17 protein-coding genes are annotated in these 15,983 nt (G+C 60.0%); 6 read left to right on the plus strand and 11 right to left on the minus strand.

Going from position 1 to position 15,983, the window contains the following annotated elements:
* Nucleotides 1-13: 13 nt before the first annotated feature.
* Nucleotides 14-493, minus strand: coding sequence for an FxsA family protein (locus tag GTF44_RS00380; protein WP_171559015.1), 480 nt, complete (start codon nucleotides 491-493; stop codon nucleotides 14-16).
* Nucleotides 494-623: 130 nt separating this feature from the next.
* On the opposite strand from GTF44_RS00380, the gene GTF44_RS00385 reads away from it, so the two are divergent.
* Genes GTF44_RS00385 through GTF44_RS00395 form a run of 3 tightly spaced genes read left to right on the plus strand, consistent with a single transcriptional unit; the run spans nucleotide 624 to nucleotide 2,913 of the window.
* Nucleotides 624-1,283, plus strand: coding sequence for a Tim44/TimA family putative adaptor protein (locus tag GTF44_RS00385; RefSeq protein WP_171559018.1), 660 nt, complete (start codon nucleotides 624-626; stop codon nucleotides 1,281-1,283).
* A 15-nt stretch (nucleotides 1,284-1,298) separates the two neighbouring features.
* Nucleotides 1,299-2,312 carry a murein transglycosylase A gene (locus GTF44_RS00390; RefSeq protein WP_253261242.1) on the plus strand — a complete coding sequence of 338 codons (1,014 nt, stop codon included), beginning with the start codon at nucleotides 1,299-1,301 and terminating at the stop codon, nucleotides 2,310-2,312.
* Nucleotide 2,313: 1 nt separating this feature from the next.
* Complete coding sequence (locus GTF44_RS00395) at nucleotides 2,314-2,913, plus strand: Smr/MutS family protein (protein ID WP_171559023.1); 600 nt, start codon at nucleotides 2,314-2,316, stop codon at nucleotides 2,911-2,913.
* On the opposite strand, the gene GTF44_RS00400 is transcribed toward GTF44_RS00395, so the two are convergent.
* The 5 genes from GTF44_RS00400 to idi all read right to left on the minus strand — a co-directional run bounded on the left by GTF44_RS00400 (nucleotide 2,910) and on the right by idi (nucleotide 7,615).
* Nucleotides 2,910-4,013 carry an alpha/beta hydrolase gene (locus GTF44_RS00400; protein ID WP_171559025.1) on the minus strand — a complete coding sequence of 368 codons (1,104 nt, stop codon included), beginning with the start codon at nucleotides 4,011-4,013 and terminating at the stop codon, nucleotides 2,910-2,912. The genes GTF44_RS00395 and GTF44_RS00400 overlap by 4 nt on opposite strands.
* A gap of 19 nt (nucleotides 4,014-4,032) precedes the next feature.
* Nucleotides 4,033-5,349 carry an ATP-dependent protease ATPase subunit HslU gene (gene hslU, locus GTF44_RS00405; RefSeq protein ID WP_171559029.1) on the minus strand — a complete coding sequence of 439 codons (1,317 nt, stop codon included), beginning with the start codon at nucleotides 5,347-5,349 and terminating at the stop codon, nucleotides 4,033-4,035.
* Nucleotides 5,346-6,428: a hypothetical protein gene (locus GTF44_RS00410; protein WP_171559031.1), complete on the minus strand. Its 1,083-nt coding sequence runs from the start codon at nucleotides 6,426-6,428 to the stop codon at nucleotides 5,346-5,348. The genes hslU and GTF44_RS00410 overlap by 4 nt, the downstream gene beginning before the upstream one ends.
* Nucleotides 6,425-6,982: an ATP-dependent protease subunit HslV gene (gene hslV, locus GTF44_RS00415; protein ID WP_171559034.1), complete on the minus strand. Its 558-nt coding sequence runs from the start codon at nucleotides 6,980-6,982 to the stop codon at nucleotides 6,425-6,427. The genes GTF44_RS00410 and hslV overlap by 4 nt, the downstream gene beginning before the upstream one ends.
* 78 nt (nucleotides 6,983-7,060) lie before the next feature.
* Nucleotides 7,061-7,615 (minus strand): isopentenyl-diphosphate Delta-isomerase, encoded by a 555-nt coding sequence (gene idi / locus GTF44_RS00420; protein ID WP_171559037.1) that lies wholly within the window; start codon nucleotides 7,613-7,615, stop codon nucleotides 7,061-7,063.
* A gap of 412 nt (nucleotides 7,616-8,027) precedes the next feature.
* Between idi and GTF44_RS00425 the strand changes: the two genes are divergently transcribed.
* Nucleotides 8,028-8,486 (plus strand): cytochrome c family protein, encoded by a 459-nt coding sequence (locus GTF44_RS00425; RefSeq protein WP_253261243.1) that lies wholly within the window; start codon nucleotides 8,028-8,030, stop codon nucleotides 8,484-8,486.
* Between the two features lie 70 nt (nucleotides 8,487-8,556).
* Here GTF44_RS00425 and infB read toward each other — a convergent pair whose 3' ends face one another.
* From infB to GTF44_RS00450, 5 genes are all read right to left on the minus strand, one after another.
* The gene (gene infB, locus GTF44_RS00430; RefSeq protein WP_145213612.1) at nucleotides 8,557-11,037 is read right to left on the minus strand and encodes a translation initiation factor IF-2; all 2,481 of its coding nucleotides are present in this window, start codon (nucleotides 11,035-11,037) and stop codon (nucleotides 8,557-8,559) included.
* A complete protein-coding gene (locus tag GTF44_RS00435) occupies nucleotides 11,034-11,663 on the minus strand; it encodes an RNA-binding protein (RefSeq protein WP_171559039.1) in 630 nt (209 codons plus the stop codon). Before GTF44_RS00435 ends, infB begins: the two co-directional genes overlap by 4 nt.
* Before the next feature lie 24 nt (nucleotides 11,664-11,687).
* The gene (gene nusA, locus GTF44_RS00440; protein ID WP_171559042.1) at nucleotides 11,688-13,316 is read right to left on the minus strand and encodes a transcription termination factor NusA; all 1,629 of its coding nucleotides are present in this window, start codon (nucleotides 13,314-13,316) and stop codon (nucleotides 11,688-11,690) included.
* Nucleotides 13,317-13,320: 4 nt separating this feature from the next.
* Nucleotides 13,321-13,896: a ribosome maturation factor RimP gene (rimP, locus tag GTF44_RS00445; RefSeq protein WP_145213602.1), complete on the minus strand. Its 576-nt coding sequence runs from the start codon at nucleotides 13,894-13,896 to the stop codon at nucleotides 13,321-13,323.
* A 123-nt stretch (nucleotides 13,897-14,019) separates the two neighbouring features.
* Nucleotides 14,020-14,298 (minus strand): I78 family peptidase inhibitor, encoded by a 279-nt coding sequence (locus tag GTF44_RS00450; RefSeq protein ID WP_171559045.1) that lies wholly within the window; start codon nucleotides 14,296-14,298, stop codon nucleotides 14,020-14,022.
* 75 nt (nucleotides 14,299-14,373) lie between these two features.
* Here GTF44_RS00450 and GTF44_RS00455 point away from each other — a divergent pair, with 75 nt between their 5' ends.
* Complete coding sequence (locus GTF44_RS00455; RefSeq protein WP_145213596.1) at nucleotides 14,374-15,486, plus strand: S-(hydroxymethyl)glutathione dehydrogenase/class III alcohol dehydrogenase; 1,113 nt, start codon at nucleotides 14,374-14,376, stop codon at nucleotides 15,484-15,486.
* Nucleotides 15,483-15,983, plus strand: a complete 501-nt coding sequence (locus GTF44_RS00460; protein ID WP_171559048.1) for a GNAT family N-acetyltransferase — start codon at nucleotides 15,483-15,485, stop codon at nucleotides 15,981-15,983. The genes GTF44_RS00455 and GTF44_RS00460 overlap by 4 nt, the downstream gene beginning before the upstream one ends.

Here is a 15,983-nt window from a genome sequence, read left to right on the forward strand (position 1 = left end):
TGGGTCGGAACCCTCAATGGCGTCTCCAGCCCGATGGGCCCTGTCGTGGGGTTTCGTCGACTTCGAACTCGCCCTCGATGATGTCGGACTGCGCCGAACGGCGGTCATCGGAGGTCCATTGCGCCTGCCCTGCAACGACGGACGACACAATGATCCGTTTTTGCAACTCCCGAAAAACCAGGCTGCGGAACCCTGGCACAAGCAGCGCGAAGCCCACCGCATCGGTGAAAAAACCCGGCGTCAGAAGAAGCGCGCCCGAGAAAAGAATCATCGCCCCATGAGCTAAGGGCTCTGTCGGATCATTCAAAGCGCCGAAGCTCTGTCGCAGCTTCTCAATCGCCTGCCGCCCCTGAGATCGAACAAGCCATGTCCCCAGGATCGCGGTCAGAACCACAACGCCCAGCGTCGGCCACAGGCCGATCAGCCCGCCAATCTGGATGAATAAAGCGATTTCGATCAGCGGAACCATTAGAAACAGCACAAAGAGCCACATGTTCTTTCCTATTCGTCGCCTCTTGGGCCGATTGCGGCGCTTGCGCCAATGGACTTGACCGGCCCCCTCACCTACATATGTGCCACGAACAAGCCGATAAAGCCCCCGTGCGCTCAACCGAGGATACCTTATGAATTCGCCCTTTATCTCGCTTCTGGTTCTGGCCGGGATTGCGGTTTTCTTGATCCTGAGATTGCGGAGCGTTCTGGGCACGCGGGAAGGCTTCGAAAAGCCACCGACGCCGCGCGTCGATCCAGCGGCCAATGCACGGCGCGATTTCGAGGTGATCGATGGCGGTCCGGATCGGGACATCACCGATCATGTGGAAGATGGCAGTGATGCCGCCAAGGCGCTGGCGGCAATGAAATTGGCCGAGCCAGGGTTTTCCGTCAGCGAGTTTCTGGGCGGCGCGCGCGGTGCCTATGAAATGATCTTGATGGCATTTGAGAACGGTGACGTAGACGGTCTGCGCCCGTTCTTGGCCGACGATGTGATGGAGACATTTGAAACGGTCATCCAGCAGCGCGAAGAGCAAGGTCTATCGATTGACGCCAGCTTCGTTGGTATCCGGGAATTGGCGCTTCATGACGCGAGCTTTGATCGGGGCACCAGCACCGGCGAGGTCAGCGTACGCTTTGTGGGTGAGCTGACATCCGTGGTCCGCAACGCAAGCGGCGAGGTGGTCGAAGGCGACCCGACAGAGATCAAACGCCAGCGCGACATCTGGACCTTTTCGCGGCAAATGGGCAGTTCCGATCCGAATTGGATCCTGGTGGCCACCGGCGGATGATCCATGCGCGGCCGCATGACAGCCCTCATGCTGGCAGCGTCGATGAGTGTGGCAATGCCCGGCAGTGCTGAGCCGACCGCACAGGTTTTGGAGTTTTCCGACCTGCAAGGTTGGGCTGACGATGACCACAACGCCGCGCTGGATGTCTTCCTCAACACCTGCATGGATATGCGCGACAGCGAGTGGCAATCGCTTTGTGCGTTGGCGCAATCTCAAACCAATGCGCGCGGGTTTTTTGAGCTGTTTTTCAGGCCGGTCCTGATCGGCGGCGAGAACACGGCGCTATTCACCGGGTATTTCGAACCAGAACTTGATGGCTCCCGCCGCCAAACGGCGCGGTTCCGCTATCCGCTTTATCGTTTGCCGCCGGAAGTAGACGGGCTTTGGCGCACACGCGCCGAGATTGAAGAGTTCGGATTGCTGGAAGGACGTGGGTTGGAAATCGCCTGGGTCGATGATCCGGTCGAAGTGTTCTTCCTTCAGATTCAAGGCTCTGGCCGGGTGCGATTAGCCGAAGGTGGCTATCTTAGGGTGGGATATGGCGGGCGAAACGGGCATCAATACCGCTCGATCGGGCAAGAAATGGTCCGTCGCGGGATCTATGAGCCGCATCAGGTCTCGGCGCAGGTGATTCAGTCCTGGGTGAGGCGAAATCCGATCGAGGGGCAGGAACTGCTCCGCCACAACCCGTCTTATGTGTTCTTTCGCGAGGTCCAGATTTCTGATCCAAACGATGGGCCGCTTGGGGCGATGAATCGCTCGATCACACCGCATCGAACCATCGCAGTCGACCCGGATTACACGCCGCTGGGCGCGCCGGTCTGGATCGAAAAGGGGGGCGAGACGCCGATCCGTCGCTTGATGATCGCGCAAGATACTGGCAGCGCGATCCAAGGCGCGCAACGCGCGGATATCTTCTATGGCCCAGGGGATCAGGCCGGTCGAGAAGCGGGCCGTATCCGCGACCCGGGCCGAATGATCGTATTGCTGCCGATAGAGATCGCCCATCGCATGGTGCCGGACGCCTAAGATGGGAGGGCGGAAACGGAAAGCTCTAAGCGCGGAGGACAAAGATCTTTGGGACCGTGTCGCGCGCAGCACAAAACCGATGCGGAAACCGAAAATCGCGGACGGAACGTTTCAGGATCACCCTGCCGACGCCGGCGTGAAACCCTCTCCAAAAGTCCGGGTGAAAGATTTCCGCATTGGCGAACGCGCCAGCACATCTCTTCCAAACCCACAGATTAGCCCCGCCTTGACGGAGCGCTTAGCCCACGCACCGGTTAAGATGGATCATGGACTGCATCGGCAGATGATCCGTGGCAGACTCAAGCCCGAGGCGCGGATTGATCTGCATGGGCTGACCCTTGCGGATGCCCATCCACGGCTCATTTACTTCATCCAGAGCGCGGCGGCGGAGCAGAAGCGGCTCGTCTTGGTGATCACCGGCAAAGGCAAGGATCGCGACGATCCCGGGCCGATCCCGGTTCGCCGGGGCGTGCTGCGTCATCAAGTTCCGGCCTGGCTCAACGCCCCGCCGCTCGGCGCGCTGGTATTGGATATCCGGCAAGCACATATTCGCCATGGGGGCGACGGCGCTTACTACGTTTACCTCCGACGCATGCGCTAAAGATTCGGCGTCAATATCACCTGTGTCGCGTTTTGTAGGCTGAGCACTGTTCCGGGCAAAAGGCCGATCGGGCTGTTATCTTGCCCCTCAAATGCCGAGTTTACAGCTTCGGCGCGGCTCAAGAGCCGGATCATCGCGGGAGACGTCACGACCGTGTTGTGGTTGAGCGCATCGCCGCCCCGAAACTCCGACACATCGATTAAGGTTACATTAAATTCTGCCACGTCCTCGATTGTGCCGATATTGCCCAGGCGCGCAGGCTCGCCACTTACCAGTGCAGAGAGCCGTAAGGCCCGATCTCGTTGAGACGTGAAAATGAAAAACGGTTCGGGTAGCGGGCTAAGCCGCGCCGCCTGGCTTCTAAAGACCTGCACGTCGATATCGGGTGACATCAGGACCACGCCGCTGATCCGGTCGAGGATATCATGCGCCCCCGCGATACGGAGTTGACGCAAGCTTTCCATCAGCAGTTCCGAACCGACCGAATGGGCAACCAGCACCATGTTGTGAGAGCCGGTGCGCGCAATTTCCCGCAAGAATTGTTCCAGCCCGTCTCGCGCAAAGAGGGCGCTGTCGCGATCATATGCATACCCAAAGGGCGAGCTGAGACTGGGCCAGGAGTAATGCACGGCCACGCCGGGGATCTCGAAATCATGGCGAATCTGCGCGGTCCGGTAGAGCCCGTCGGCAAACGTGTTGTTGAACCCATGGACAAACACCATGACTTCGCGGGCATCAGCGGGTTGGGCGGCGACAGCGGCGCGGAGACCAGCACGGAAAGCATTCGCATCTCGAAACCGATCCGCTTGAGTGACAACGAAGTCTTCTTCGATTTCCACCTCGCCCTGAGGCCAGCTCACCTCACCGATTTCACGATTGGGCGGTATGGCGACATCGAACCGCGTAAAGCCAAGCCCCTCGAGCCGCTCGCTGGTGAAGCTGGCGCCGTCATAAACGCGGCTGCTGGCGACAAAAACCCGCTCGATCTGGCTGACATCGGTCGCGCTGGGCGCGATGACCAGCGCTGCGCGGGGTGCGCAGGACGCGAGCGTCAGAAGTGCCAAAACTGCGAGATACCGTGTCACAAAATCGCTGCTCAAAATCTCTGTCTTGGGCGTTCTACAACACGTAGCGGCTCAAATCAGCGGATTTCATCAAAGCGCCGAGGTTTTTCTCGACAAAGCTGCCATCGACGACAATCGCCTCGCCGGATCGATCAGGTGCAGTGAAGCTCAACTCCTCAAACACCCGTTCCATCACGGTATAAAGCCGCCGTGCACCGATGTTCTCGACGTCTTGATTCACCTCGGCGGCAATCCGCGCAAGGGCTGCGATCCCATCTTCGGTGAAGCTGACTTCGACCTCTTCCGTCGCCATCAGAGCGGTATATTGCAGGGTCAGCGCGTTGTCCGTCTCGGTCAGGATGCGTACAAAATCCTCTTCGGTCAGCGCGCGCAATTCCACACGGATCGGCAAACGGCCCTGAAGTTCGGGCAGCAAGTCCGAAGGTTTTGCGATATGGAACGCGCCGGATGCGATGAAAAGGATATGATCGGTTTTGACCGGCCCGTGTTTCGTGCTGACGGTTGTACCTTCGATCAGGGGCAGCAAATCCCGCTGCACACCCTCGCGGGACACATCCGCGCCGCGCGCATCCGAGCGGGCGGACACTTTGTCGATCTCGTCGATAAACACGATCCCGTTTTGCTCGACCGCGCGGAGCGCTTCGCGGGTCACCGTTTCCTGATCCAGAAGCTTGTCGGCCTCTTCGTCGATCAAGAGATCATAGCTGGCGGCAACGCTCATCTTTTTGCGCACCGTGCGCCCGCCAAAGGCTTTGCCAAACAGATCGCCAAGATTCATTCCACCAGGCATGCCGCCCATCCCGCCAGGTTGACCCGGGATCTCGAACATCGGCATCGGATTGGAGGTATCGGCGACCTCCAGTTCAATCACCGTATCGTCCAATTCCCCTGCGCGGAGCTTTTTGCGGAACATCTCGCGGGTCTGGTCGCGGGCATCTGTTCCAGCGAGGGCTTCGATGACCCGATCCTCCGCCGCATCATGGGCCTTGGCCTTGACCTCGTCGCGCATCTGTTCGCGGATCATGATTTGCGCTGAGTCCACCAGATCGCGGATGATTTGCTCCACGTCGCGGCCGACATAGCCAACCTCGGTGAATTTCGTCGCCTCAACCTTGATAAACGGGGCGCGCGCCAGCTTGGCCAGGCGCCGCGAGATTTCGGTCTTCCCAACCCCGGTGGGCCCGATCATCAAGATGTTCTTCGGGTAGACTTCGTCGCGCAGATCGTCGGCCAATTGCTTCCGCCGCCAGCGGTTCCGCAGCGCAACAGCGACGGCGCGCTTGGCGTCTTTCTGGCCGATGATGAACCGATCAAGTTCTGAGACAATCTCGCGCGGGGTCAGGTCAGTCACGTAGCAGGCTCCTCAGAGGTCATTAGGGTCCAGGGCGGCAGGCGATCCTTGCCCGGGAAATGTGGCAGGGCGTCCATCAGATTGCGGCGCAAGACTTCCCATTTTGCACCGAGAAGGACCAGGCCAACGCCCAAAAGCAGGATCGCGAGGAAGGCGTTGCCCTCCATCACTGTGATCGACAGCGCAACGATGTAGCCGACACCGGACACGAGGAAGGAGCGCCGGTCGATCACCACCGCGAAGACCGCCATCAAGGCGACGAACCCGACCAGCAGCAGTTGCGCGGTCACGGTCCCAACATCGAACAGCGACAGCGCTACAGTGTTCACGATGGCAGGCGCTGCGATCACATGCAGCCAGAACCCGCTGGCCGCACGACGGGTGATCCGATGTGGATCGCTCATATCAAAGCGCAGGGCGACAATCAGGCCGACGATGCCGAGGACCATGGTCAGAATCGCAAATGGCCCTTCGCCGGTCAGCAGGAACAGATCGCTTGGATCGGTCGGGACCGTCCCGCCAAGGGTCACAAAGCCAAAAGCCGTCGCGAATGTGCCGAGCGCGATCAGCGCCATGGTGAACGGCACGCGGAACACGGCGTAATAGCCAATCAGCAGCAGTGTAGAGATGCCGGCGGAAAGCGTCAGCGCGAGTGGGAACTCCGCATCCACCATCCAACCCAGCCCGAGGCCGAATTGCCCCGCGCCAAGCGCAAAGAAGATTGCCAGAGCAATTGAGGGGGCGACCATACGCCGGACCAGCGTGAAATACCGAGCCAAAAGCGCCACGGCGCCCATCGACATCAGCGAATAGACAATCGCCAGAACATAACCGACTTCAGCGCTCACGAAGCTCAGGCCAGTCAGCCCCACCCAGCCGGAATACAGAATCACGAGGCCGACAACGATGAAGATCTCATTGAAGCCGCGGAACAGCTCGAACGGCTCATCAAGCCCCGACATATGCTCCCGCGCGCCGCGCCGCGCATCACCAAGCGCGATCAGCGAGGCGGCTTGCGCTTCGGAAATCATCCCCGAACCGACGGCGGCGCGGATGTCATCGCGGTTGATGTCGCTCATTTCGAGATCTGCTCAACGGTCAGATTGCCGTTGGTATAGACACAGATATCTGCCGCGATTTGCATGGCGCCCCGAGCAATCTCTTCGGCGGATTTGTCGCCGTTGATCATCGCCCGCGCGGCGGCGAGCGCATAGTTCCCGCCTGAGCCAATGGCCGCGATGCCATGTTCAGGCTCCAACACATCTCCCGCGCCGGTGATTACATAAAGCGCGGCCCCGTCGGTGACGATCAACATCGCTTCGAGCTTTTGCAGGTATTTGTCCGTCCGCCAATCTTTGGCCAACTCGACGCTCGCGCGCTGCAACTGACCGGGCGTGGCTTCAAGCTTGGTTTCCAGCCGCTCCAGCAGCGTGAACGCATCCGCCGTCGAGCCAGCGAAGCCGCAAACCACATCAAACCCTCCGGGCGAAAGCCGCCGCACTTTACTCGCGCTGCCTTTGATCACTGTCTGACCCAGGCTCACCTGCCCGTCGCCCGCGACCACAACTTCATTGCCCTTGCGCACCCCGATAATGGTGGTGCCGTGCCAGCCGGGGAAATCCGAATTGTTCATGCCGTCTCCTTCACTTGGCTCTATATGGACGGGGGATCGACGCGGAACAAGTTCTGGGCGCGCGGTTCACGGACAGAGTCAGACTGCGCGATCGCCAAAAATGCTAACGGCATGGTCGCGCAAGTAGATTTGCAGCCAAGGCGTGAAACTGCCGGGGTTTTCCATCACTTGCGCGCCAAGCTGATCAAGCGGCTGCCAAATCGTATCCATGACCTCGCTGGGGTTTGGCGCGGGTTGGACATTTTGGGCCAGAGTGCCCACAAAGATATCCACAACCTCATGCTCAATCATCCCACCACCGACATCGGCGCGATACTCAACCTGGCCACGGTATTCGAGCGACAGGGGCGGCAATCCAAGCTCTTCATCCAGACGCCGGGTCGCACAATCCAAAGCGCTTTCGCCCCAATGAGGGTGCGTGCAGCAGGTATTCGCCCAAAGCCCCGGTGTATGGTATTTTTCTAATGCGCGCCTCTGCAATAAAGTCTGCCCATCTCGCATCACAAAAACCGATACAGCCCGGTGCCTCAGGCCCTCGCGATGGGCCGTTAACTTTTCCACAGGGGTCAATTCGCCATCAATCCAAGCAGGGATCAGGATGGGCGTCGCAGTCTTATCTGTCTGATCAGTCATAAATAATGACCTCGGGATTTGAGCAGGTATGGTCGGCGCATTTGAGTTCCAGCGCTGTATGCAAAATCTTGGACCGATTAACCATCTTTCGCTTGATCGCCTCAGCGTCAGACCTTCCTCCGAACGTGACGACACTACAGGCCTGAAGCGCCGTCTCATGCTCCGGCATCTGCCAAAGAAGGGCGTGATGACCACCCTCAAAACCGCCTATAGTATAAATATGGTTCAAAACCGCCTTGACGTCCAACTTCGACGAACTGCGAACTCATGAGCCACGCACCACCTATGCTAGGTTTGGATCGTAGCCGGATATGTGATTGGCGCTATGTCGCAGAGGGCAAAAAAGCAGTGTGGCCCAGGCAGGTTTGGACTAGGTATACGTAGGAACGTGTTTCGGAAATGGAGACTACCTATGAACCGTACGATGATCCTTGCTGCGGCTGCTTCTGTTCTGATGGCGCCCACGGCCTTTGCCGAGAGCCATGAAGGAATGGCGCCGTCCGGTGACGCCGCTGCCGGTGAAGCGGCGTTTCGTCAGTGCATCGCCTGCCATGTGGTGGCGAATGCCGATGGCGAGGTGTTGGCTGGCCGCAACGCACGGACAGGCCCGAACCTTTATGAAATCTCGGGCAGCACCGCCGGGACAGTGGAAGGGTTCCGCTATTCTGGGTCGATGGTCGAAGCGGGCGAAGGTGGTCTTGTTTGGGATGAGGAAAGCTTTGTCGCCTATGTGATGGACCCGACCGGGTTCCTGCGTGAAACGCTTGACGACAATGGTGCACGCGGCTCGATGAGCTTCCGTGTGCGGTCTGAGGAAGATGCCGCCAATCTCTATGCCTATATCGCGTCGCTTTCGACAGCGATGGAATAGGAACGCACTGTCATACGCTACAAAAAAGGGCGCCGATACTGGCGCCCTTTTCTTTGATTTATCGCGCGTCTTAAGCGAGCGTCCGCTCCACCTCTTCGCGTTCGAAAATCTCGATCACATCGCCCGCGCGAATATCATCGTAGTTTTCAAAGGCCATCCCGCATTCCTGGCCAGAGGTGACTTCTTTCACCTCGTCCTTGAAGCGTTTCAGCGTCTTCAATGTGCCCTCATGGATCACGACATTGTCCCGCAGCAGGCGCACACCGGCCGACCGGCGGGCAACACCTTCGGTGACCAAGCAACCCGCGACATTGCCAACGCCGGAGACACGGAAGACCTCTTTGATCTCGGCATAGCCGATGAAGTTCTCCCGCACTTCTGCCGAAAGCAGACCCGAGGCGGCCGATTTCACATCGTCGACCAGATCGTAGATCACCGAGTAATAGCGGATCTCAACGCCCTTCTGGTTGGCGCTGTTCCGAGCGGGTGCATTTGCCCGAACATTGAAACCGATCACCGGGGCGCCCGAGGCTTCGGCCAGGCCGATATCGGATTCGGTGATGGCGCCGACGCCTGAATGCAGCACGCGGACGCGGACCTCCTCGTTGCCGATCTTCTCCATTGCCTGGATGATCGCCTCGGCGGAGCCTTGCACATCGGCCTTCACCACGATGGGCAGCTCGGCGACATTCTCGTCCTCTTTGGCCTTAGCCAAAAGCTGATCAAGTGTTGTGGCCGCACCAGCGGCAGCGCGTTTCTCTTTGGCGGCGTTCTCGCGATATTCCGCGATTTCGCGGGCCTGCGCCTCGGTGTCGACCACGTTCAGAACGTCGCCAGCTTCCGGCGTACCGTTCAGGCCCAGCACCTCAACCGGAACCGACGGCCCGGCCTCTTTCACGCGCTCGCCTTTGTCATTGACCAGCGCGCGGACCTTGCCCCACTGCTCGCCCACGACGAAGATATCACCCTGTTTCAGGGTGCCATTCTGCACCAGAACGGTTGCGACGGGGCCGCGACCCACATCCAACTGCGCCTCGATGACCGCACCAGAGGCCGCGCGTGCCGGGTTGGCTTTCAGTTCAAGAATCTCGGACTGCAACGCGATGGCTTCCAGAAGCTCATCCAATCCCTGACCAGAGATCGCCGAGACCTCAACATCCTGGACCTCGCCAGACATCTTTTCGACGATCACCTCATGCTGAAGCAGATCGGTCCTGACTTTGTCTGGGTTTGCCTCAGGCTTGTCGATCTTGTTGATGGCCACGATCATCGGCACTTCTGCCGCTTTCGCGTGGTTGATCGCCTCGATCGTCTGCGGCATCACCGCGTCATCGGCAGCAACCACAAGTACAACAATATCCGTCACTTGGGCACCACGGGCGCGCATGGACGTGAATGCTGCGTGGCCCGGTGTGTCGAGGAAGCTAAGCAACTGCCCGCTATCGGTTTTGACCTGATAGGCCCCGATATGCTGGGTGATGCCGCCTGCTTCGCCAGCCACAACCTTGGCGTTGCGGATCGCGTCCAACAACGACGTTTTACCGTGATCCACGTGGCCCATGATGGTGATAACCGGCGCGCGGGGCTCAAGGTCTTCGTCCTTGTCCTCAACCTGGTCGATCACATCTTCGACGTCAGCGTCGGACACACGCACAACTTTGTGGCCGAACTCTTCGATGATCAGTTCGGCGGTATCGGCGTCAATCGCTTGGTTTTGCGTGACCATCAAACCGTTTTGCATCAACGCTTTGACCACATCGGCCACGCGCTCTGCCATCCGGTTGGCCAGTTCCGAGACGATGATCGTCTCAGGCACCTGAACATCACGCACGATCTTTTCACGCTCAACCTGACCGCCCATCGCCTTCTGACGTGCGCGTTCCTGTTTCCGCTTCATCGCGGCCATGGAGCGTTGCCGGCCACCTTCGCCGCCCGTGAGGGCTTGGTTCACCGTGAGCTTGCCCGAGCGGCGGCCATCGCCGCCACGGTCGCCCTTGCCCGACCGGTCGCGTTTGTCGTCGCGGTCATTGTCGCGGCGCCCTGGTGTCGCGGCGGGCCGACCGCCACCACGCGGTGCCGATGGTTCGGCGACAGCGGCGGCTGCTGGCGCTTCGGCGGGTGGTGGTGCGTTGCGGCGCGCCTCTTCTTCCTTGCGGCGGCGCTCTTCTTCCTCGGCCCTCGCTTTCAGCGCTTCCTCGCGCTCGCGCTCTTCGCGCTCTTTGGCCTCGATCTCCGCCCGGCGGCGGGCGCGCTCTTCTTCGCGGCTTTTCTCTTCTTGCTCACGGCGCTGCGCGTCTTCGGCCTCGCGGGCCTTGGCGGCCTGCAACGCTTTCAGACGGCGCTCCATCTCGCTGTCGGACACGCCACTTGCCCGCTTGCCGCCCTCAGCTTGGGCCGCCGCGGCGGTGCCGGGCTTGGGTACCATCACGCGCTTGCGCTTGGTTTCCACCACGACACTTTTGGTCCGCCCCCGTGAAAAGCTTTGATTCACGCGGCCACTGCGGGCACCGCCCGACAGGCCAAGGGGCTTCTTTCCGTCTTGATCGCTCATGCGTCCGTCTTTTCCTTCCCGGCGGCGGTTCCGCCGATTGCCTTACGCAGGCCTTGCAGCTTTGCGGCTTCCTCTACAACACGTGGCGTGAGTCCACCAGCGGCAAGCGCGCCATGTATCACACTTTGGCGCCCGAATGCCAAACCCAATTCCTGGGCCGTTAAACAGCCGAAAAATCGGCCACCTTCGGGGGTCCAAAGCTTCGTTTTTCCACGCTCCGAGCCATCAGAGGCCTGGAGCAGAACTTTGGCGCGGCCTTCGGCCAGCCAGCCCTTCACCTTCTCAAACCCAGCGACCGCATATCCGCCCTTACGGCTCAGCGCGATCAGATCGGTCAAGCGCCGGGTCAGAACCGTATCGACCTGCGCCCGCAGATCATCTGGCACCGTCACCTGCATTTTCGCGCCGCGCGAAAACAGCTTCTTCTTAGTCGCCAGCTCCAGCGCCTCCGCGTCGGCACTGACCCAAATGCCCCGCCCAGGCAAGCGTTCCAGAATGTCTGGCACCACCTGCCCCTCGGGGCCGACGACAAACCGGATCAGACCCGCCTTGGGCTGGGTCTCTCCGGTAGCGATGCAGCGCCTCTCGGCCTCATCGCGGGTTTTGGTCCGGCCGCCGCGGGTCATTCCGCGTCTCTCCGAGGCCTGCGATCAGGCCCCGGCCTCCTCGGCTTCGCCTTCGGCAGCAGCTTCCGCATCCGCGGCCGCTTTCGCTTCAAGCTCCTCAATGGTCACCCAGCCCAATTGCAGGCGTGCGGTCATCACCATGTTCTGGGCTTCCTCCAGGCTGACATCGAAGCTTTCCAACACGCCATCGTCTTTGACGCGTTCGCCATCCACCGTGGTCCAGCCGCCAGCGAGCTCCCAATCGGCGCAGGTTGCAAAATCATCCAATGACTTCACACCGTCTTCGCCCAGGGCCACCAGCATTTGGGGTGTCAGCCCCTCAAAATCAATGAGGCTCTGCTCCACGCCCAACTCTTTTGCCTTTTCCAGCGCGAGTTTGTTCTGCTCTTCCAGATAATCGCGGGCGCGGGCCTGCAATTCATCCGCCGTGGCTTCGTCGACACCGTCAATGACCAGAAGCTCTTCCTGCTCGACATAAGCCACCTCTTCCAGCGAGGTGAAGCCTTCCGAGACCAGAAGTTGGGCAAAGAACTCATCCAGATCCAGCGTGTCCATGAAGACCTTGGTCCGCTCGGCAAACTCGGCCTGACGGCGCGCGCTTTCTTCTTCCTCGGTCAGGATGTCGATATCGAGACCGGTCAACTGGCTGGCCAGACGCACGTTTTGACCGCGACGGCCAATGGCCAGCGACAGCTGCTCATCGGGCACAACCACTTCGATCCGCTCGGCGTCTTCGTCCAGAACAACCTTGGTCACTTCAGCAGGCTGAAGCGCGTTCACCAGGAAGGTCGGCGCGTCCTCGTTCCACGGGATGATGTCGATCTTCTCGCCCTGTAGCTCGTTCACAACGGCCTGCACGCGGCTGCCGCGCATACCAACGCAGGCACCAACAGGATCGATCGAGTTGTCATAGGAGATCACCGCGATCTTTGCACGGCTGCCCGGATCGCGGGCGACGGCCTTGATCTCGATGATGCCGTCATAGATCTCCGGAACCTCCATCTTGAACAGCTCGGCCATGAACTCCGGCGCGGTGCGCGAAAGGAAAATCTGCGGCCCGCGCGTCTCGCGGCGCACATCCTTGATGTAGCAGCGGATCCGATCGTTCGGGCGATAGCTCTCGCGGCCAATCTTTTCGTTCCGGCGTAACACGCCCTCGCCCCGGCCAATATCGACGATGACATTGCCGTATTCCTCGCGCTTGACGACCCCGTTGATGATGGTGCCGGCGCGATCTTGGAACTCCTCGAACTGACGATCACGTTCGGCCTCGCGGACCTTCTGCAAGATCACCTGCTTGGCCGATTGTGCCGCGATCCGGCCCATCTCAACCGGCGGCACTTCGTCGATCAGCATGTCGCCCACTTCGGCATCGGCTTTATAGGGCTTGGCTTGCTCGACGGTCAGTTCGGCCTTCTCATTCTCAACCGCGTCATCTTCGACCACGGTGCGCACGCGCGTGAAGGTCGCCTTACCGGTCTTGCGGTCAATCGACACGCGAATGTCCAACTCCGAGCCATAGCGGCTCTTCGCCGCGCGGGCGAGGCTCTCTTCCATCGCTTCGACCACCAGTTCCGGGTCGATCATCTTCTCGCGGGCCACAGCCTCGGCCGTTTGCAAAAGCTCCAGCTGGTTTGCTGATGTAATTGCCATGGGATCAGTCCTCCGCCTTATCGGCTTCTTCGGTTTCTATCTCGTCAAATTGGGTCTCGTCGACGATGCCCGCCGCCTTGCGCTGGCGCAGCATCTCGGTGATTAGCTCGTCGGTCAGAACCAGCTTCGCATCGCTGAGCCAGTCGAAATGCAGCCCAATCGTGCCCTCGGTCACGTTGATCAACACTTCGTCGCCTTCGACGCCCGCCAACACGCCTTTGAAGCGGCGGCGCCCGTCGATCATCTCGGTGGTTTCGAGTTTAACCTCATAGCCTTCAAAGGTCTCGAAATCCTTGAGCCGGGTCAAAGGCCGGTCAATCCCGGGGCTGGACACTTCCAAAGTGTACGCATCCTCCAGCGGGTCTTCCACATCCAGCGTCGCACTGACGGCGGTCGAAATCTGCGCGCACTCATCCACCTCGATCCCGCCTTCGGGACGCTCGGCCATGATCTGCAACGTATTGGTTTTGCCGCCCATCAGGCGAATCCGCACCACTTCAAACCCCATGTCTTCGATGACAGGGGTCAGGATCTCCGCCATCCGGCGGTCAATCGATGTTTTGGCGACGAGGTCAGACATCTTTGGTCCAAGCACAAAAAAACGGGCGCGCGGCCCGTTGAAACTCTCCGGTGGAGCGTCGGGGGTGGAGGCCGACGCGCCGCTGTTAAGCCGGATATAGGGGGAATCACCCGCAGGTGCAAGTCACCCGCATTCCACCCGCGAAATGATATCATCTTCGCCATAGATCACGTTCAGTCGGTTCGGCAGATAATCCATCGTCACCGCATCATTCGGGCCAATCACGCGCATGGGTGCCGGGAAGGTCATCGCGGCCAAGACATCGCGGCTCTCGCCCACGAGGCTTTGCCAGCCGGACGCGCCGCAGGCATCTGTTCCGCCAATGACAGTGGGATCGTTATCATCAACGTCTTGGCAGGCGGCGAGCGCCAGAAAAGGGATCGTCAAAAAGGCAAATCGCATCTGCTTAACTCCATTGCATCGGGTCCAGGATTGGAACAGGCTCATGCCGACACAAGACCCGAGAGAGGATTTATCATGCGCACCCGTGCCGCTGTCGCGCTCGAAGCTGGAAAACCGCTAGAGATTATGGAGGTGAACCTCGATGGCCCGAAAGCGGGCGAGGTTCTGGTGGAGATCAAAGCCACCGGCATCTGTCACACGGACGAGTTCACGCTCTCTGGCGCCGATCCCGAGGGTCTCTTTCCCGCGATCCTTGGCCATGAAGGTGCGGGCGTCGTGCTCGAAGTCGGCCCGGGGGTCACCAGCTTGGAACCGGGCGACCATGTGATCCCGCTCTACACAGCTGAATGCCGGGAATGCGAATACTGCCTGCATCCCAAAACCAACCTCTGCCAATCGGTCCGTGCGACCCAAGGCCAGGGTGTGATGCCCGACGGAACATCGCGCTTCTCGATGCTCGATGGCACGCCGATCCTGCATTACATGGGCTGTTCGACCTTCTCGAACCATACGGTTCTGCCGGAAGTCTCACTCGCCAAGGTCCGCAAGGACGCGCCGTTCGATAAGATTTGTTACATCGGCTGTGGCGTGACCACCGGCATTGGCGCGGTGATATACACCGCCAAGGCCGAGATCGGCTGCCGGGCGATTGTCTTTGGCCTCGGCGGGATCGGCTTGAACGTGATCCAAGGCCTCCGCCTCGCTGGTGCCGATCAGATCGTCGGTGTCGATATCAATCCAGCTAAGGTCGAGATGGCGAAGAAATTCGGCATGACTGATTTCGTGAACCCCACTGAAGTCAAAGGCGATCTGGTCGGCCATCTGGTCGAGCTGACTGGCGGCGGGGCCGACTATACCTTCGACGCGACCGGCAATGTGCAGGTCATGCGCACCGCGCTGGAAGCCTGTCACAAGGGCTGGGGTGAAAGCATCATTATTGGCGTCGCACCAGCAGGCGCGGAGATTTCGACCCGGCCCTTCCAGCTCGTCACCGGACGGAGCTGGCGTGGCACAGCCTTCGGCGGCGCGCGCGGGCGCACAGATGTGCCGGGGATCGTCGATTGGTACATGGACGGCAAGATCGAGATCGACCCGATGATCACCCACACGCTGACGCTTGACGAGATCAACAAGGGCTTCGATCTGATGCATGCAGGCGAGTCGATCCGCTCCGTGGTGGTGTATTGACGGTCACGATCCGGCGGCTCATCGAGGACGACAAACAGGCTCTATGGCGCATCTTAGAGCCTGTCTTTCGGGCGGGCGACAGCTATACAATTGATCCTGAGATCAGTCGCGACGACGCATTGGCCTATTGGTGCGGTCCGAGCCACACAGTATTTGTCGCTTCGGATGAGACCGGGCTCCTGGGCACCTACTACATCCGCCCGAACCAGGGCGGAGGTGGTGCGCATGTGTGCAATTGTGGCTATATCACGTCTCCCGCAGCACGCGGCAAAGGCGTTGCCCGCGCGATGTTGGCCCATTCGCTAGAAGAAGCCCCGCGTCAGGGTTATCGGGCGATGCAGTATAATTTCGTCGTTGCGACAAACACCCGTGCGATCGCGATTTGGGAGGCGGCCGGGTTCGACACGGTGGGCCGCCTGCCCGGCGCATTTCGCCACCCGGTGCATGGGTATGTTGATGCGCTGGTGATGTACAAACCTCTGATGCCGGATCTGTAA

The organism is Roseobacter sp. HKCCD6576-2, from assembly GCF_013179285.1.
Lineage (GTDB): Bacteria > Pseudomonadota > Alphaproteobacteria > Rhodobacterales > Rhodobacteraceae > Rhodophyticola > Rhodophyticola oceani.